General features: G+C 56.0%; 13 protein-coding genes. 10 read left to right on the top strand and 3 right to left on the bottom strand.

The features are described 5' to 3' along the window. Positions 1 to 25: 25 nt before the first annotated feature. From OSB_RS11795 to OSB_RS11780, 4 genes are all read left to right on the top strand, one after another. Positions 26 to 1,132, top strand: a complete 1,107-nt coding sequence (locus OSB_RS11795; RefSeq protein ID WP_049835195.1) for an extracellular solute-binding protein — start codon at positions 26 to 28, stop codon at positions 1,130 to 1,132. Positions 1,133 to 1,206: 74 nt separating this feature from the next. After that, a complete protein-coding gene (locus OSB_RS11790) occupies positions 1,207 to 1,497 on the top strand; it encodes a DUF1330 domain-containing protein (RefSeq protein WP_049835194.1) in 291 nt (96 codons plus the stop codon). Further along, positions 1,494 to 3,269 carry an ABC transporter permease gene (locus tag OSB_RS11785; RefSeq protein WP_049835193.1) on the top strand — a complete coding sequence of 592 codons (1,776 nt, stop codon included), beginning with the start codon at positions 1,494 to 1,496 and terminating at the stop codon, positions 3,267 to 3,269. The genes OSB_RS11790 and OSB_RS11785 overlap by 4 nt, the downstream gene beginning before the upstream one ends. Positions 3,270 to 3,273: 4 nt before the next feature. Continuing rightward, entirely contained in the window at positions 3,274 to 4,167 is an 894-nt protein-coding gene (locus OSB_RS11780) for an ABC transporter permease (protein WP_049835192.1), read from the top strand. Positions 4,168 to 4,173: 6 nt separating this feature from the next. Here OSB_RS11780 and OSB_RS11775 read toward each other — a convergent pair whose 3' ends face one another. Then, complete coding sequence (locus OSB_RS11775) at positions 4,174 to 7,932, bottom strand: translocation/assembly module TamB domain-containing protein (RefSeq protein WP_049835191.1); 3,759 nt, start codon at positions 7,930 to 7,932, stop codon at positions 4,174 to 4,176. Beyond that, positions 7,932 to 9,713, bottom strand: a complete 1,782-nt coding sequence (locus OSB_RS11770) for an autotransporter assembly complex protein TamA (protein ID WP_049835190.1) — start codon at positions 9,711 to 9,713, stop codon at positions 7,932 to 7,934. Before OSB_RS11770 ends, OSB_RS11775 begins: the two co-directional genes overlap by 1 nt. A gap of 135 nt (positions 9,714 to 9,848) precedes the next feature. On the opposite strand from OSB_RS11770, the gene OSB_RS11765 reads away from it, so the two are divergent. The 3 genes from OSB_RS11765 to OSB_RS11755 all read left to right on the top strand — a co-directional run bounded on the left by OSB_RS11765 (position 9,849) and on the right by OSB_RS11755 (position 13,044). Next, positions 9,849 to 10,832, top strand: a complete 984-nt coding sequence (locus tag OSB_RS11765; RefSeq protein ID WP_049835189.1) for a membrane dipeptidase — start codon at positions 9,849 to 9,851, stop codon at positions 10,830 to 10,832. A gap of 77 nt (positions 10,833 to 10,909) precedes the next feature. Continuing rightward, positions 10,910 to 12,556: a hypothetical protein gene (locus OSB_RS11760; RefSeq protein ID WP_049835188.1), complete on the top strand. Its 1,647-nt coding sequence runs from the start codon at positions 10,910 to 10,912 to the stop codon at positions 12,554 to 12,556. Continuing rightward, complete coding sequence (locus OSB_RS11755; RefSeq protein ID WP_049835187.1) at positions 12,553 to 13,044, top strand: DUF3726 domain-containing protein; 492 nt, start codon at positions 12,553 to 12,555, stop codon at positions 13,042 to 13,044. The genes OSB_RS11760 and OSB_RS11755 overlap by 4 nt, the downstream gene beginning before the upstream one ends. Here the strand turns inward: OSB_RS11755 and truA are convergent. Beyond that, positions 13,041 to 13,811: a tRNA pseudouridine(38-40) synthase TruA gene (gene truA, locus OSB_RS11750; RefSeq protein WP_049835186.1), complete on the bottom strand. Its 771-nt coding sequence runs from the start codon at positions 13,809 to 13,811 to the stop codon at positions 13,041 to 13,043. The two genes, OSB_RS11755 and truA, sit on opposite strands and share 4 nt — an antisense overlap. A gap of 100 nt (positions 13,812 to 13,911) precedes the next feature. Between truA and OSB_RS11745 the strand changes: the two genes are divergently transcribed. The 3 genes from OSB_RS11745 (at position 13,912) to OSB_RS11735 (ending at position 17,064) form a co-directional block, all read left to right on the top strand. Then, on the top strand, positions 13,912 to 15,327 hold the full coding sequence (locus OSB_RS11745) for a YcjX family GTP-binding protein (protein WP_049835185.1): 1,416 nt from the start codon (positions 13,912 to 13,914) through the stop codon (positions 15,325 to 15,327). Beyond that, a complete protein-coding gene (locus tag OSB_RS11740; protein WP_049835184.1) occupies positions 15,324 to 16,325 on the top strand; it encodes a YcjF family protein in 1,002 nt (333 codons plus the stop codon). The genes OSB_RS11745 and OSB_RS11740 overlap by 4 nt, the downstream gene beginning before the upstream one ends. A 235-nt stretch (positions 16,326 to 16,560) precedes the next feature. Next, positions 16,561 to 17,064: a type III secretion system chaperone family protein gene (locus OSB_RS11735; RefSeq protein WP_049835183.1), complete on the top strand. Its 504-nt coding sequence runs from the start codon at positions 16,561 to 16,563 to the stop codon at positions 17,062 to 17,064. Positions 17,065 to 17,103: the final 39 nt, after the last annotated feature.

The raw sequence follows: 17,103 nt of genomic DNA, 5'->3' as shown, positions 1-17,103 counted from the left end.
CCGGGCGTTTCAATGGGAGACTTCAATGAAAACGACTATGAAACTGATGGCCACAACATGCCTGACGCTGTCTGCGACTCTCGCAGTTGCTGACGGTCACATGGCCGATGAAATGACAATCGTTAGCTGGGGCGGCGCATACTCCGCATCACAACAGAACGCGTATCACACGCCCTACGCTGAGATGACTGGCGTAAACATCATCAACGATGAATCCTCTGCTGAAGCAGTCGCGAAACTTCGTGCGATGAACGAAGCTGGCAACGTCACTTGGGACGTGGTTGACGTGGTTGCATCCGATGCGATCCGTCTTTGCGACGAAGGCCTTGCACTGGAAATCGACGCGGATGAGCAGCTCGCAGACGGCGACGATGGTTCCACCGCTTCCGAAGACTTTGGCGACCTGTTGGTTTCCGACTGCTTCATCCCACAGATCGTATACTCCACGACTGTTGGCTTCCGCACAGACCTCGTTGGTGACACAGCTCCAACGGACATCTGCGCAATTTTCGACACAGAAACATACCCAGGTATGCGTTCCCTCGAAAAGCGACCAATCAACAACATGGAATGGGCTCTGCTGTGTGACGGCGTAGCGAAAGACGACGTGTACGATGTTCTGGAAACAGAAGAAGGCCAGGCACAGGCATTTGCCAAGCTCGACACCATCAAAGACAGCGTTATCTGGTGGTCCGCTGGTGCTGACACGCCACAGCTTTTGGCGGACGGCGAAGTCGTCATGGGTTCCACATACAACGGTCGTTTGTTTGCTCTGATCGAAGAGCAGGACCAGCCGGTTGCAATGCTCTGGGACGCGCAAGTGTTTGACCTTGACGGTTGGATCATTCCAACAGGCCTGTCCCCTGAGCGTGAAGCACGCGCGCTGGACTACGTCCGTTTCGCGACTGACACACAGCGTCTTGCAGACCAAGCCAAGTACATCAGCTACGGTCCTGCACGTGCATCTTCCGCACCGCTCGTAGGTCAGCATGCTGAACTGGGTATCGACATGGCACCACACATGCCAACAGACCCAGCGAACGCGACAAACACGTTCCTGTACAACTATGAATGGTGGGCTGACTACCGTGACGATCTGGACGCGAAATTCCAGGTCTGGTTGTCCCAGTAACCGATTGAACTGGAAGGGCGGGCCGCTTGGCTCGCCCTTTCGACCAAACGACCACCGAAAGTAGGATGCCGCGCATGGCCAAGGGATACATCATCGGGCACATCACTGTGACCAACGAGGAAGCATACAAAGAGTATGTGAAACTCGACACGCCGATGTTTGAAGCCGCTGGCGCACGCATTCTGATCCGCGGTGGAGAAGCCGAAAACGCGGAAGGGCCGCAATATTCGCGCCACGTCGTTTTCGAATTCGACAGCTATCAAGCTGCTCAAGATTTTTACCATTCGCCTGCGTATCAAGATGTTCTCAAGATCCGCCATGCCAATGCTGACAGTATGATCGTCCTTGTGGAGGGATACGAATGACTGATGCAACATCAGGCCCAGTTTTGGCAGCAGATGGACGACCGCTAAAGGCGTCCCTGAACCGCGCGTTGCGCCGCCAGAAGCTCCGCGCGTTGATGCTGATCGCTCCGCTGCTGATTTTCATTTTGGTGTCTTTCGTGATGCCGATCGCCGATATGTTGTTCCGATCTGTTGAGAACCAGATCGTCTCTGAAACATTGCCCCGCACCGCGACATTGCTTCCCGATTGGGATGGTGAAGGCGCGCCGGATGATATCGTGTTCGAAGCATTGGCCCGTGATCTGGCCGTTGCCGTTGAAGCAAAGGCGCACACCCGGCTTGGAAGCCGTTTGAACTATGAGCAAACGGGGATTTCGTCACTGTTTCGTAAGACGGGTCGTGGCGTTGATGAAATCGGCGAAACGCCGCAGGACATCCTTGAAGATACAAACGATATTTGGGGAGAGCGCGATACGTTTGGCATGCTGATCGGTACGCCCGATTGGATTGACGCGATCAATGAGTGGGACGGCCAAGATGCGCTGACCCGCGAAGCCGCGCCAACGTTCGATGCAAACGGAGACTTTGCCAGTGCTTTCCCAGGTACGACTTCGCTTTATGCGTCCTATGTCGCGCAAACCATCAGCGAGGATGACAATCCGCTCGGTGAAAGACCGTGGCCCATTCTGTTTCACGTCCTCGCACAGGAATTGCCTGATGGTTCGCTTGACGCAGGCGCGTCGGATGGGCGTTCGCAGATCCTGAACGAAGCAGCGGGTGCATTGGCTGGAGTCACATTGGATGACCCGAAAGCGATGTTCCTCGATATTGATGAGGACTGGGGCGACGCTGATGTTTGGACGACGATCCAAACCTATGCACCTGCCTACACCAACGGTTACTTTCTGAACTCGATCGACATGCAAAAGGGCCTCGATGGCCCTGAATGGCGCCCAGAAAATGAACAGATCTATATCGTATTGTTCATTCGTACCATGATCATGTCGCTGTCGATCATGGGCATGTGTGTGCTGCTGGGATATCCGATTGCGTGGTTGCTGGCGAACCTGCCGGATCGCAAAGCCAACATGCTGATGATCCTTGTGTTGCTTCCGTTTTGGACGTCGCTTCTGGTGCGTACCTCCGCTTGGAAAGTGCTGCTGCAACAGCAGGGTGTGATCAACGATACGCTGGTTTGGTATCATTCTACGGCTGTCGGTAAGTTCCTCGATCCGGTGTTCAACACGCTATTGAACGCGTTTTACGCGATCGCGAATGCGCTCACATGGGTGTGGAACCTATTCAACAATATCTGGGGCGGTGCGGATGCGATCTATTTCGCATGGGCAGCCCAAGGTTTTGAGCGTTTGGCGCTGATCAACAATCAAACTGGTACGGTCATCGCGATGACGCATATCCTTTTGCCGTTCATGATTTTGCCACTGTATTCCGTGATGAAAACAATCCCGCCTAGCTACCTTCGCGCCGCGAAGTCACTTGGCGCGACGAACTGGACTGCCTTTTGGCGGGTTTATTTCCCGCAGTCTGTTCCGGGCATTGGCGCGGGCTGTATCCTCGTGTTCATCTTGTCGATTGGTTACTACATCACGCCTGAACTGGTTGGCGGCACCAAGGGTGTCTTCATCTCAAACCGGATTGCCTACCATATTTCCAGCTCTCTGAACTGGGGTCTGGCTGCGGCGCTGGGCACAATTCTGCTGGCGGTCGTGATGATGCTTTACTGGATGTACGATAAGATCGTCGGCATCGATAACGTGAAATTGGGGGGCTAATCTGATGTCTTCATTGCCACCATACGCAACACGCGGCCAACGCATTTGGCACTACAGTTTCCGTATCATTTGCGGGTTGATCTTTTTCTTTCTGATCGCCCCGATCTTGGTCATCATCCCGCTGTCGTTCAACGCGCAGGACTTTTTCACGTTCACGCCGGAAATGTTGGCGTTTGACCCAGATGGGTATTCGACCAAACACTACGAAGACTTTTTCACGAATTCCGATTGGCAATTGGCACTGAAAAACTCCCTCAAGATCGCACCAGTGGCGACGATCCTATCGGTGTCTTTGGGGACGTTGGCCGCCATTGGTCTAAGCCAATCCCACGTGCCGTTTCGCCGTGCGATCATGGCGATCCTGATTTCGCCGATGATCGTTCCATTGATTATTTCCGCGACGGGCATGTATTTCTTCTACTCCAACCCCTACATCCCCACGCCGTTCGGCAAAATCGAACTGCCGTTTACCTTGACAGGGACGTATTGGGGCGTGGTTCTGGCGCACGCAGCGCTGGGCATCCCGTTCGTGATTATCACCGTAACGGCGACGCTTGTCGGGTTTGACCAATCGCTGACGCGTGCCGCGGCCAACATGGGTGCGAACCCTGTTACGACGTTCTTCAAGGTGCAAATGCCGCTCATCCTGCCGGGTGTTGTGTCAGGTGGATTGTTCGCCTTCATCACGTCATTTGATGAAGTCGTGGTGGTGCTATTCGTCGGGTCAGCGGGACAAAAGACATTGCCCTGGCAAATGTTCACGGGCCTTCGCGAACAGATCAGCCCGACCATTCTGGCCGTTGCTACGATCTTAATTGCAGTGTCGGTTCTGCTGCTGTTCACAATCGAAGTGCTGCGGCGACGTTCGGAACGATTGCGCGGGATGTCCCCCAGCTAACGACGTTTAATAGTCTCGTTCAAAGAAGATACCGACGCTGGTTTCACCATCGGACGCAACCGATCCGCGTGCGGTGAAGTTCTGATCGATATCGATATTGATGTTGATCTCGGAAGTGCCGTTCGAGCCAACGGTGACATCCGTATAAACGTTGTCCGAGATATACTTTCCCGCGCGCACGGCCGCTGTTCCGTCGTCGTTTGTCACGAAGTCCAAGTCATCAAGATCAAGCCCGTCACGCAGATTGCCGACGATCCCGCCATTAGTGCCACCCGTGCCCGCCAGCGTTGCCACAGCAGAGGCCAATTGCACGGCTTGCAGTGGGCTGATGGACGACAGATCGCGCCCAAACAACAGCTGCGACAGAACCTCGTCCTGCGGTAGTTCAGGCGTGCTTTCAAAAGTCACATTAATGTCGTCGGCAGGGCCTTCAACGATGATGCTGACCACGGTGCCCGTTGCAGCCTCGGTCGTTGCGACTAACCGCAGGTAAGGCGAAAAATCCCCTTGAAGCTGCGCGTACCCCTCATCGAGATCAAAGCGCTGGCCTAAGATGCTGAGGCGCCCGCGAACAAGGTCTAATCGACCAATAGGGACGAGATTGTTAAGGCTCCCTGTTAGGCGCAACTCGCCGCCAAGTTCGGCATCCAGCCCACGACCGCGAACGAAAATACGCGATGGGGCTCGGATAAGCAGATTGATCGGAAAGTCGGGGCCAGAAGCGGTTTCCTGCTCGGAGGTTGTCGCGGTACCAACGCCGGCACGTGCAAGGGTTTGTTGAACGTCCAGTCGTGGGCCAAGGTGCGTGACCTCTGGCAGGCTGCCCAACGCGCTCACGCCCGTGGACGGCACCTGAACCTCAGTAGCGCCGATGTCGATGGTTCCGGCGATTTCAGCGCCTCCCGTTAGCGGGCCATTTACGGTTACCTGCCCAGTTGCCGTTGTTCGATACAAGGTTGGATCACGCAAGACGATGTCGTTGAGTTGCGCGTTGAGGGCGGCTTGATAGGGTGGTTCAAGGTCGACAGGGCCAGATAGCGCCAGCGTGCCGCCGTCGGGATGAACCGCAGACAGATCAAGGCGCGCGGTTCCACCCGCCAGCTGTATGGTGCCGTTCAGGTCTTCGATCGCTTGGCGCAGGTTGGGTGCAGCAAGGCGTGTGTCAGAGATCGTGACGGGGCCGCGCACGGATGAAAGGGCGGCGGGGCCGTTCACGGTTAGATCAAACCGGGCCAGACCGTTGATCTGACGTGGGTCGATGTACACATTTGCGAGCGCAAGCGGTGCGGAGCCTGTGACGTTCAAATCTAGCTGACCATCGTTAGAGACACGGCCCGTTGTTCGTGCCGAAGTGCCAACGGGACCAGTTGCATCACCAGTTACATTCCAGCCCGCTGCATCTTGGTTTGCGGAAATTTCCGCAACTAATGGACCAGAGAAATCAGAAACCAGAAGGGCAATATCGCGCAACCGAACAGATAGGCTGGCAGTGGTGTCGCTTCCGGACGTCGCGACCGCCCCGTTTGCTGTCAGGTTTGGAAACACGACATCAAGGGCATCAACGCGCAGGCGGCGTGCCTCGGATAGGCTGACGTTTGCGGACACGCGACCCAGCCCGGCCAAAACAGGATCAAGCGTCGTCGGTCCAACGCGTAGGTCTTGTGTGCGGGCCGCAACGTCTGCGTTCAGCACACCAGTTGTTGTCGTGTAATCGCCGTCCATTTCCAGCGACAAGCCGCCGCCGATGCGTTGCCCAATGATGTTGCCATAGGCGCTGAGGTTATCGACCGAAAGGGTCGCATCGGTTTGTAAAACATACCCGCCGTCAAGTGGCGACGCCGTACCGGTGGCTGATGCGTTTACACGTGGCGCTGCAAGGTTTGCGTCCAGCGCAATCACACCTTCAGCATCGGTTTGCAGATCAGCGCGCAGCGTTGCAGGGCCCGAAAGTTCAGGCGTTACGATGTTCAGGTCTGCAATCTGTGCGACGAAATTGGCAGTTGCGGATTGCGCTGTAATCTCAGCTTCGCCAGACGCCTCAACCGCTTCGTTGCGAATGTGAATGTCGCTTAACCGTGTGCCCTCGGTGTCGCGCGCCACTTGAAAGGCCAGCGTTCCTTCGCCCGCCAAAAGCGGATCGACTTGGGGCATGCCAACCGCGAGGTCATTTGTTTGCGCTGCAATGTCTATGTCGAAAATACCGTCAAATGGCTGCGATGTGCCTGAAAGCTCAACCGCGCCGCTACCGGACAAATCTACGTCGATCAGCGCCGCGAAACGGCTAAAGTCATCCGCCGTCACGGAAAGCTCGGCACGGGTTTGGAACCGATCGTCAGGGCCGTTTATGTAGGCCAACCCAAACGCTTGAATTCCCGCTCCATCAAGCGTGAGTTCACGCACCACAAAAGGGCCGTCAGACAATCGCCCGACATCCAGCGTACCTTCGATATCTGTTCCAATCGCCTCGCTTAAGGCCGCATCATCAAGTGCGAGGCCTCGCGCGGCATAGTTCAGGTCCGCAGAAAAACGACCGCGCGATCCGTCGATGCTTGGGGAAATTACACCGCCACCTGAAAGTGCAAGTGCGTCAACAGAAACGCCGGTTCGTGTCAGCGATGTGATATCGAATGCGCCTGTCCACGCGTCGCCGTCGGCCTCATCATATTGCACATTCAGTGACATTCCGCTGACCTCTATCGGGTCGCCCGCGATTGGCAGCAAAACTCGGGTGGTGTCACCGGACCCAAGCCGACCACGCAGATCTATCGTCTGAGGCCAGCCTTGCGCGTCGATGCTTGCGGAACCGCGCAACACGATCTGATCGGCAGAGACGATCAGATTGGAAAGATGCACGCCGCCTTCGCTGGGGGCGGCTCCTTGGACGCGAAGGCTCGTCTCGGGGCCAAAGAAAGGGTCATACTGGTCGGCCAGCATTGGGCGCAAATCACCGTTTAACGCAATGTTGAAATCTTGGTCCGCGCTATCCGTTGGGCGGGATAACGCGACGGTTCCGGTCACACGATCCACGCCGTCTGTCGCCAGCGCAATGTCACCTGTAAAGTTTTCAAGCGGCGCATCACCGACGATTTCTAGACGAACAGCGGGGCGGTCAGGCAGGCTAAGCAGGCGCGCTGCGATTCCGTTTTGACCCTCATGCGCTAATAGGTTCAGGGTCAGTTGACGTGTGGTGTTTTCAAAGGAAGCATCTACGGAAATGTTGCCTGTTTTGCCGTCAGTTCGTTCTAATGTGAAGTCGGCGTTTCCAGCGCCATTCCCCAGTTCCAAAGACCCTTCGAATTGCGCCGTGATGGGTTCGCCCAGTAATGCTTCTGGCAGTACAATTTCATCCGCTGACACGGTGCCAAGATCGATGGACACAGGTAATTCAGGCAAGCTGAAAGGCGTGGCTTGTGCGTCTGACAAGTCGGTCGTGCTGTCATTTGAGGCAGGAACGCGGATCAATTCGATGCGCTCGGCACTCAAGGTTTCGACCTCAACGCGGCCCGACAAAAGCGCGGACCGGTTCCACGCAATCGTCAGCCCATCAAGGCGCAGCCAAATCCCATCAGGATCGGCAATTGTAATAGCATCCGCTGTCGCCTCAGAACTGAGCGCACCCTCGAAATTGTCCAAGCGGACGATCATGTCGTCGTTTGAAATGGTGTCTTCGATGAGACCCGTAATATAGTCGCGGTCTTCTTCGGTGGTCTGCGAATAAGCGCAGCCCGCCCAAACAACCAATACTAAGCCAAGGACGATCCGCATCAGAATGCCTGCCCGATGCCGATATAGACTTCCAACCGCTCACCAGCGCTATCACCCGAAGTTGGCGTCGCAAGGTCAAGGCGGATAGGACCGATGCCCGTATTGTAGCGTAGACCTAGCCCCGCACCTGAATGCCAATCACCGTTTTCAAATGGGATGTCGTCCGCACCGATAAATCCGGTGTCGACAAAGCCAACGACGCCGATGGTGTCCGTGACATCAACGCGTGCTTCTAGTTGCGCACCAAAGAAGGACGTTCCGCCGATTTCGTTGCCACCACCAAGATCAACCGCAAGCGATTGGTAAGGCTGCCCCCGGACAGTGCCGCCGCCACCGGAGAAAAACAGATAACTTGCAGGGACGCTCGCGGCATCTGCGCCGACGATCGAACCTATCTGACTGCGAAACGCCAGCGTCACGCCGTCGTTTTCACCAAAGCTGCGATAGACGCGGCCGTCACCGATAATCCGAAACCCGCTGTCGGTGCCATTCAGCCCAACAAATGGGGAAACAAGAAGGTTGGCGTAATATCCGCTGTTCGGGTCGAGTGCGTCATCGCGGCGATCAATGGTTCCTTCAATCGGTGCATAGATAAGGTTGTAGGTACGATCACCCAGTGAATCTGAAATTTCCCCCACCGTATAGCCTAAGCCAAATTCGAGCGTCACATCATCGTGGATGCGGCGGATAATACCGGCTTCAATGCTTGCATCACGCTGGAAGAACGAAGGTTCGTCCAATTGTTCGGCGTAGGCGTTTGTGTAGAAATCTGTGTCTTGGCGAAATGTTGCAGGCCGTAAGAACGTGGCCCCGAGCGCGTAGTCAATTCCGCCCGTACTGCCCGTAAGCCCTGTGATCTCCCCATCAACGCGAAACCGTTCAGCCCCGCCCAATAGGTTTCGATGCAACCAGAAGCCGGACAGTGTCAGACCGGAAACTGTGGAATATTCAATCCCCGCCCCAACGCGACGGGGTGTCTGCTCAACCACTGACAGGGTCAACGGCAACGTGGTGCCTTCGGCGGTATCCCCTTCGATAATCGCGGCAGAGCTGAACGCACCGGTGCGGCGCAGGTTGGTTTCGGCACGCGTGATCATCGCTGGGTCAAACGTACCAGCTGGCAGACCTGCAATGGCAAGCACCCGCTCCGTGCGTACGGCCTCGTTTCCGGAGACTGTGACGTTCCCAAACGTCAGCTCAGGACCGGGATCAACGATGACCGATACATTTAGCTGCTCATCAGGGTGGCGTGCGGTGATGCTCTGTCCTGTGACGTCCGCCAAAGGATGCCCAACATCGCGCCATCCGCTGACAGCGGCACTGGCGGCATCACTGATGTCAGCCGTGCGGGCGACGTTTCCTGTACTAAAGGCCTCGGGCAATTGTGTGCCGCTTGCCAGTGGTGCGATGTCGGCGCGTCCGAACGTAAATTGCGGACCCGTAGATACGGAAAGCACAACAGTGGACACGGAATTTCGCGGTATCAGTGGGTCGATCTGTGAGGCCTCGACCCCATCGACAAGAATAGAAATTGTTCCGCCGAAATATCCTTCGGAATACAAACCCGTTAAAAGGCGGCGATAGTCAGCGCGTGCGGCAGCGATATAGTCCTGCGGTGCGACGGCCCCATCGCGCGACAGGGCTAGGCTTAACGATGCCGCCGTTAGGGACGTGCGCAAATCATCGCTGGCATTTGGCGCATCCAAACGCACTTCTTGGGCCCCTAGGACGTTAGGGGCCAAACACGCTGTCAGCGCCAATGTTGTGATCAGATTGCGCATGTTACCCGCTCTACACTCGTCTTTTGTCCTTCATACCCGAGGCCGAAGCGCAACGAAACGGCAAAGCCCCTTTAAGCGTGCTTCTGCCGATCACATTTTCTGGTATTTTTTGCGCAGTAGGGGCAGGGTGCGCAGATGGGATATTTGATTGATAATCTGCAATACGCCAATTGGTCTGAAAAGGTCTTTCGCCAGATGCGCGAAGGTGGCGTTGATGCGGTTCATGTGACGATTACCTATCACGAGAGTTTTCGTGAAATGGTGCTGCAACTCGAGGCTTGGAACCGTCGTTTCGAACAGTTCCCTGATTTGATCATGCGTGGGACAGTTGCTGCAGATGTAGCGACCGCACGCGCGACAGGGCGCACCGCGATTTTCTTTGGTTTCCAGAACCCTAGCCCGATTGAGGATGACATCGGCCTGATTGAAATCGTGCACCAACTTGGTGTCCGCTTTATGCAATTGACCTATAATAACCAGTCCCTGCTCGCTACGGGTTGTTATGAAGACTATGACGCTGGCTTAACCCGATTTGGCAAACAAGCCATCGCCGAGATGAACCGCGTCGGACTTGTCGTTGATATGAGCCATTCAGGGGATCGCTCAACCTTGGAAGCGATCGACGCGTCTTCGCGGCCGATTGCGATCACGCATGCGAATCCAAGTTGGTGGCATCCCGCGTTGCGCAATTTCGATGATGACGTGTTCAAACCGCTTGTCGCACGTGGTGGCATGATGGGGTTCTCTGTCTATCCGCATCATTTGAAGGATGGTTCTGCCTGCACGTTGGAAAGCTTCTGCGAAATGGTGGCCGAAGCCGCGTCGCGATACGGGGCGGAAAACCTCGGGATTGGAACGGACCTTTGCCAAGATCAGCCTGACAGCATCGTGGAATGGATGCGCGTTGGTCGATGGTCCAAGGCGATGGATTACGGCGAAGGATCAGCTGATGCGCCGGGCTTCCCAGCAATGCCAAGCTGGTTTGGCGACAATCGCGACTTCGGAAACATCCGTGATGGATTAGGTGCTGTTGGCATGTCCGATGCTGAGGTTGATGGTGTCATGGGCGACAACTGGTTCCGCTTCTACGATGAGAATTTTGGTCCCGACAATTCCTAAGCTTTGCGGGCGTTTTCGTACGCCATGTCGTCGGATTTAGATATTGACTGGTGAACGGTCTCTGGCAGTGTGTTTGCATGCTGGACACCAACGCACGCCCACCCCAGATGCCACTGCGCCCACCAAGTGAGGTGATGCGCCTGCGCCGTATGGGGGCGTCTTTTCCGACAAGGTTGTCGTTTCTGCGGGTATTATTGCGCCGATTGTCTGCTGAAAATACAATTGTCATACGCCCTGTTTGGGAGATGGACGCGGGCGGGTTTGGCCACGCGGTTTATTCATTGACCTTCGGCGGTCATGTCTATTCGCTTGTCGCAGTGTCGACGGATTTACCCGCGGATCAACGCACCGACCGTGTGATCGCAACGGCATGGGACACGGCGTATGTGCTGTATGACGGCGTGCCGGATGCAGGTGAAATTGCGCGGATCGTGGAAACTGCCCCGAAACAAGAAGCCGCGCGATTTACGGCGCGTGATCTGGTTCTAAGTCGCGCAAATAAGTCCGTTCGCCTGTTTGCTCATACGGTTGAAAGGCTGCGCGCAGGTCAGCAACCAGATGAAACGCTTGTGCGCGACACAGGGTATTTGATGCGAACCACCGCCGTCTACGGGAACGGAAAGTTCGGCATCGCGGATCGCGCTGACTTTGCCGAACGCGACGGTATGGGGGGATCGTTTGCGGCTGAAATGCTGGCGGTTTGGCTGATCCGCGGGTTTACCCATGATTTGGTGGAACACGTGGGTGGTGCGAAACTTGCACCGCATTTGAAGAGGCACCTAGGGATCGGAAATTCTACAGGTCTAGGAATGGCACCGTTTCTTGTATCACATCCGATGCTTTTGAACGCGTGGATTACAGCACGCGAAACGGCGCTGGCCCGTGTGCGAGCGGTTGAAGGGTTGAACGCCGAACAAATTGATACGCTTTACGCACTGGTGATCCGCGCCGCACAGCATTTGGCGGAATGGCAGGTGCCTGACGCAATCGGTCAGGTGCGAATTGATCGAATGCGCAGCGAATGGCCTAAGGTTGCAGCGATGATGACGCCGGATTTGATGACGTCGCACCAGCCGCTTGAACAGCTTTGGCAAGCGACGAGGGATTTCTCGGTGGATACACAAGAATGCCTCGCCGCGTTGTTGATTGAGCCGTTTGGCGACTTGGTGGATGATCTGGTTGACGCAATGGCGACCGAACGTCGTGTGACTTTGGATGCAGGCATGACCTGCGCTGAAGTTGACGCATTGATTGCGCGAGACTGGGCGTGGGCGCATTGCGATTATGATGCGCCTGATGCCTGTCATCAGTTTTGGTATGTCTCTGAGGCGAAGGCCGAACCGCGCCTTGGCCTACGCCATGAAGAACAGGGTGCTGAGCTTGAAAGCCCGCTTGATATTGCGCGCCAAGTCGCATGTTTGGCGCGTGATTTGCCTGAAGATGGAACCGTTGCTGAGTTCCTTTCGCTCCATCCCGAGCACCGCGCCGCTATGCGCCGCGTTCAGTCGTTGGATGGTGCTCCGTTTGCGGAAATAAGGGACAACCTAATCGCGGACACCTGTCTGCCGATAGACATGTTACGCTGTAAGCTCGCGTTTTTTGGTGCCGCGAAATTTGACCCAAAATCAGACCGTTGGACGCGGATCACCTTGTGCCAAGGTGCACCGTTGCACGATGAATTGAGTGACGCCGATGATTGGTGGCTTCCGGTGTTTGCATCATGAGTGACGCACAAGAAAAATCCGCCAATGAGATCGAAGCACTGGTATTGAAAGCCGCCCGCGGCGGTGGTTTGCCACTTGGTTTGGCCGAAGACTTGGCAATGGCGGCTGCGTATTTGGACCTTGATAAACTTACGGCCTGTCCCTGTTCAAATGGTGGCGCTGCGTTTGCAATCCCCCAAGCATTGGATGCCGTCACCGCAAGCAATGGGCCTGTCACCGTTGAAGCCGACGCTGCATTGATCGCAGCATATGCCACCCGCGCCGAGGTTCATTACGGTAAAACGCTCGTGTGGGACGCGACATCTAATGGCGCCACGTTCCATCGGTTCGAAGAACGCGCGACTGCTGATCATGCACCGCTTGGTCGCCGGATAATCCCGCCGGACTTATCCACGCATTTGCATGATCTTGCTGTAAAAACCCACGTTCCCGAAACCGAAAGCTCGCGTGCTGGTGGGGCAGGGGCCGGACTTACCGATAACGACTAGGCGAACGGGTCTTCAGGATAACCCACTTGCGCGAGGTATAATCCTTGCGGAGGGCATACGGGCCCGCAACGGTTTCTGTCTTTTGCTTCTAACGCCGCAGTCACGTCATCGGGGGTCCACGATCCGGCACCGACACGTTCCAGTGTTCCCACAAAGCTGCGTACCTGATTGTGCAAGAAGGACCGCGCACGTACGTGAAAGCGGAATTCTTGTGCGCCGTCGTCGCGTTCGATTTGTTCAATGTCCAGCGTATCAAGGGTGCGCATCGGGCTGTTCGCCTGACAAATTGTAGATCGAAAGGTTGTGAAGTCATGACGCCCCAACAGGCGGTTCGCCCCCTCTTGCATCGCCGCAAGATCAAGCTTTTGGCGCACTTGCCAGATTTTTCCAGTTTCCAAAACCAGCGGCGCACGGCGGCTGACGAGGCGGAACAAATACCGCCGTTCAAGCGCGGAAAACCGTGCATGCCAGTCTTCTGAAACCCGCACGCAGGCTGAAATCGCGACTGGAGCTGGCTTGAGGTGGTAATTCAGCGCTTCAAACAAACGGAAAGGCTCCCAATCCTTTTCCATATCGCAATGCGCTACTTGGCCCGTCGCATGAACACCCGTATCCGTTCGTCCCGCCGCCGTAATCGCGTGTTCACGTGGTTCCAGCTTCGCCAAAGCGTCCTCAATCGCGCCCTGAACTGTGGACAGGTTCGGCTGGCGTTGCCAACCACAATAGGGCTGGCCGTCATATTCGATTTTGAGGGCATAACGGGGCATAAGGGCGGCTTAGGGGGACAATCGCGTGAAATCAATCCCTACACATCGTGAGGCGCGGCGCTTATCTTAACGGGGACAAGTTTTCGAAAGGTACCAAAGCGTGGTGATCACAACCGTAGCCGACACGATCACGCGCAGCGTTGGTGCTGTGACAGACACGCTATCGGCCCCGTTTACTGATCCGGTGATCCGCCTTGGGGTGACTGGATTAAGCCGAGCAGGAAAGACGGTGTTTATCACGTCCTTGGTGGCGAACCTGTTGAACCGTGGGCGCATGCCGCAGCTTCAGGCGGCGGCGTCTGGGCGTATCGAAACGGTATACTTGCAGCCGCAGCCGGACGATACTGTGCCGCGCTTTGACTACGAGAACCATCTTGCCGCCCTGACGGCGAAACAACCGTTCTGGCCGGAAGGCACGCAGCGTATATCTGAGCTGCGTTTGTCGCTGAAAGTGAAGCCCAGCGGGTTCTTCAGCGGGCTACAGGGGCCGCGCACGGTGCATTTGGATATTGTGGACTACCCTGGTGAGTGGCTGTTGGATCTGTCCCTTTTGGACAAAGACTTTGCGACATGGTCGGCCGAAGTTCTGTCGCGTCTACCGACCCGCCCCGCTTCCGAAGCGTTCACAGCTGAACTTGCGTCCTGTGACCCTGCAAGCGGGTTTGAAGAACCGCAAGCGCAAGCTCTCGCGGCATCTTTTACGGCGCATTTGAATACCGCCCGCGAAGCCGGGTTTTCAGACTGCACGCCGGGGCGGTTCTTGCTGCCCGGTGAACTGGAAGGGTCACCCGTGCTGACCTTCGCGCCGCTACCGCTTGTTGATAAGCCGGCACGTAAATCGCTTTGGCGAGAATTTGAGCGTCGCTTTGAGAGTTACAAGAAAAACGTTGTCCGCCCGTTCTTTCGCGATCACTTCGCCAAGATAGACCGCCAGATTGTCTTGGTGGATGTGTTGGGTGCGATTCATGCTGGCCCGCAAGCGGTTGAGGATATGCGCCGCGCGATGGGCGATATTCTGGGGGCATTCCGACCGGGGCGGAACAGTTTTCTTAGTCAATTGTTCCAGGGCCGTCGTATCGACAAGATCCTTTTCGCCGCGACAAAAGCGGACCACCTGCACCACCAACAACATCCGCAACTGACGGCCATAACGCAGGCCTTGCTACGCGACGCGCAAGACCGCGCTGAGTTTTCAGGTGCTACGACAAACGCGATGTCCATTGCCGCGTTGCGCACTACGGTTGAGGATACCCGCAACCATAATGGCGCGAACCTTGGTGTTGTGCGTGGTCAACTTTTGGATGCGGATAAACAGGCAGCGTTCTATCCCGGTACGCTCCCCAGTGATCCTGCCCATTTGCTGGGGCCCGCCCGATCGGGCGCTGAAAACTGGCTCGATGCGGATTACGAAGTGATGCGTTTTGCACCCGCGCCGCTGACCCTGAAACCGGGGGACGGGCCACCTCACATCCGACTTGATCGCGCAACGCAATTTTTGTTGGGGGACAAGTTATGACAAACGGTCCGGTTCTTTTTGACCTTGAAGACAATGATGACGTTACGCCGTCTACTGCGCCGCCCGTTCCTGAGTTGGACGTTGCTGCAACCCCCGCCGCCATGCAGCGCGTTGCGAGCATGGCCGCCAAGCGCCCAAACCGATTGGCACGTTGGTTTTGGGGTTTGCTGGTCTCGCTTGTGGGGTTTTTCGTCGGTGTTGCGGTGTGGGATTTTGTCACTGGGCTACTTGCACGGTCCCCGATTTTGGGTTGGATCGCGGTTGGTCTTGTAGGTCTTTTCTGCGCTGTTTTGTTGCTTATTGCGTTGCGCGAATTGGCGGCCTTCGGGCGCTTGCGTCGTGTGGATCGCATTCAGCTCGGCGCGGCTGAGGCTTTGTCGGATCACAATTTAAGCCGCGCACGCGAAGTCACAGCGCAAATTACGGCACTTTATCGTGGGCGTGATGATACCCAATGGGGTCGCGAAGCGTTCGCGGAACGGCAGGGTGATGTTCTGGATACTGATGGACTGTTGGGCTTGGCGGAAACCACGATTCTGTCCCCGCTTGATGCCCGTGCCCGCCTAGAAGTTGAAGTAGCAGCGCGGCAAGTCGCAACTGTGACTGCGATTGTTCCACTGGCTCTGGCGGATGTGTTCACGGCCCTGACGGCTAATATGCGAATGATCCGACGGATCGCTGAAATCTATGGCGGGCGATCTGGCACGTTGGGGTCGTGGCGGCTTACGAAACAGGTTCTGTCACATCTTGTGGCGACGGGCGCGGTTGCGGTTGGTGATGATTTGATTGGATCCGTTGCCGGTGGTGGCGTGTTGTCCAAGGTTTCGCGTCGTTTTGGCGAAGGCGTAATCAATGGCGCGCTTACCGCGCGGGTCGGCGTCGCCGCGATGGAGGTGTGTCGTCCAATGGGCTTTGTGGCGGAATCCAAACCTTCGGTGACGTCTCTTGTGAAACGCGCGCTGACGGGGCTCTTTGGTGGCAGCCCAAAACCCGAATAGCTTCCTAATACGCTTCAGAATCAGGACAAAGGTTAACAGTTTCACCTGAAAACGAAGCTTATCCCCTGATTTTTGTGCCGAAACCCTGCTTATCCCCAAGAAAAGGGTTTACAGAATGCCCCTCCAGACCGCACGATATGTAGTAAGGAAGGGGCTATGTATCCTTTCCCATTGAGCAGTACACCAGATATAGCCTCTGCCAAGGCGCTCTGGATTGGACAGGAGGCTACATCGCATGGCACTCATCGAGCACTTTGAAAACGGCGACGACACGCATCCCATCGACTTGGTCGAGCACATTGCGGAACATCACGCGTGGGAATTTGATCGCATCCACGACGACCAAATCGCGTTTCAAATCGAAGGCCAGTGGCGCACCTATGCCATTACGCTTGCATGGTCAGCGTATGACCAAACCCTACGTCTGATTTGTACGTTTGAAATGGAACCACCTGCGGATCGCATGGCAGAACTTTATGAATGCCTAAACCTGACCAACGACATGTGTTGGGCGGGCGCGTTTACCTTCTGGGCTGAACAAAAGCTGATGGTTTACCGCTATGGCTTGGTGCTTGCAGGTGAGCAGGTTGCCGGACCAGAACAGATCGACACGATGATTAACGCGGCGGTCCTTTCAGCTGAACGTTTCTACCCAGCGTTTCAACTCGTCACATGGGCTGAACGCAAACCTGCAGACGCATTACAGGTCGCGATAACGGAAGCCTACGGTCGCGCGTAAACAGTTACCGACTATCGCTTGAACCCCCGCTTGGCGCGC

The organism is Octadecabacter temperatus (genome assembly GCF_001187845.1).
Lineage (GTDB): Bacteria > Pseudomonadota > Alphaproteobacteria > Rhodobacterales > Rhodobacteraceae > Octadecabacter > Octadecabacter temperatus.
This window is presented reverse-complemented; position numbering and strand designations above follow the sequence as displayed.

Coding starts and splice junctions, on each gene's coding strand:
- OSB_RS11790 (WP_049835194.1), top strand. CDS start 1,207: ATGGCCAAGGGATACATCATCGGGCACATCACTGTGACCAACGAGGAA.
- OSB_RS11740 (WP_049835184.1), top strand. CDS start 15,324: ATGACAAACGGTCCGGTTCTTTTTGACCTTGAAGACAATGATGACGTT.
- OSB_RS11735 (WP_049835183.1), top strand. CDS start 16,561: ATGGCACTCATCGAGCACTTTGAAAACGGCGACGACACGCATCCCATC.
- OSB_RS11765 (WP_049835189.1), top strand. CDS start 9,849: ATGGGATATTTGATTGATAATCTGCAATACGCCAATTGGTCTGAAAAG.
- OSB_RS11760 (WP_049835188.1), top strand. CDS start 10,910: ATGCTGGACACCAACGCACGCCCACCCCAGATGCCACTGCGCCCACCA.
- OSB_RS11780 (WP_049835192.1), top strand. CDS start 3,274: ATGTCTTCATTGCCACCATACGCAACACGCGGCCAACGCATTTGGCAC.
- OSB_RS11775 (WP_049835191.1), bottom strand. CDS start 7,932: ATGCGGATCGTCCTTGGCTTAGTATTGGTTGTTTGGGCGGGCTGCGCT.
- OSB_RS11755 (WP_049835187.1), top strand. CDS start 12,553: ATGAGTGACGCACAAGAAAAATCCGCCAATGAGATCGAAGCACTGGTA.
- truA (WP_049835186.1), bottom strand. CDS start 13,811: ATGCCCCGTTATGCCCTCAAAATCGAATATGACGGCCAGCCCTATTGT.
- OSB_RS11770 (WP_049835190.1), bottom strand. CDS start 9,713: ATGCGCAATCTGATCACAACATTGGCGCTGACAGCGTGTTTGGCCCCT.
- OSB_RS11785 (WP_049835193.1), top strand. CDS start 1,494: ATGACTGATGCAACATCAGGCCCAGTTTTGGCAGCAGATGGACGACCG.
- OSB_RS11795 (WP_049835195.1), top strand. CDS start 26: ATGAAAACGACTATGAAACTGATGGCCACAACATGCCTGACGCTGTCT.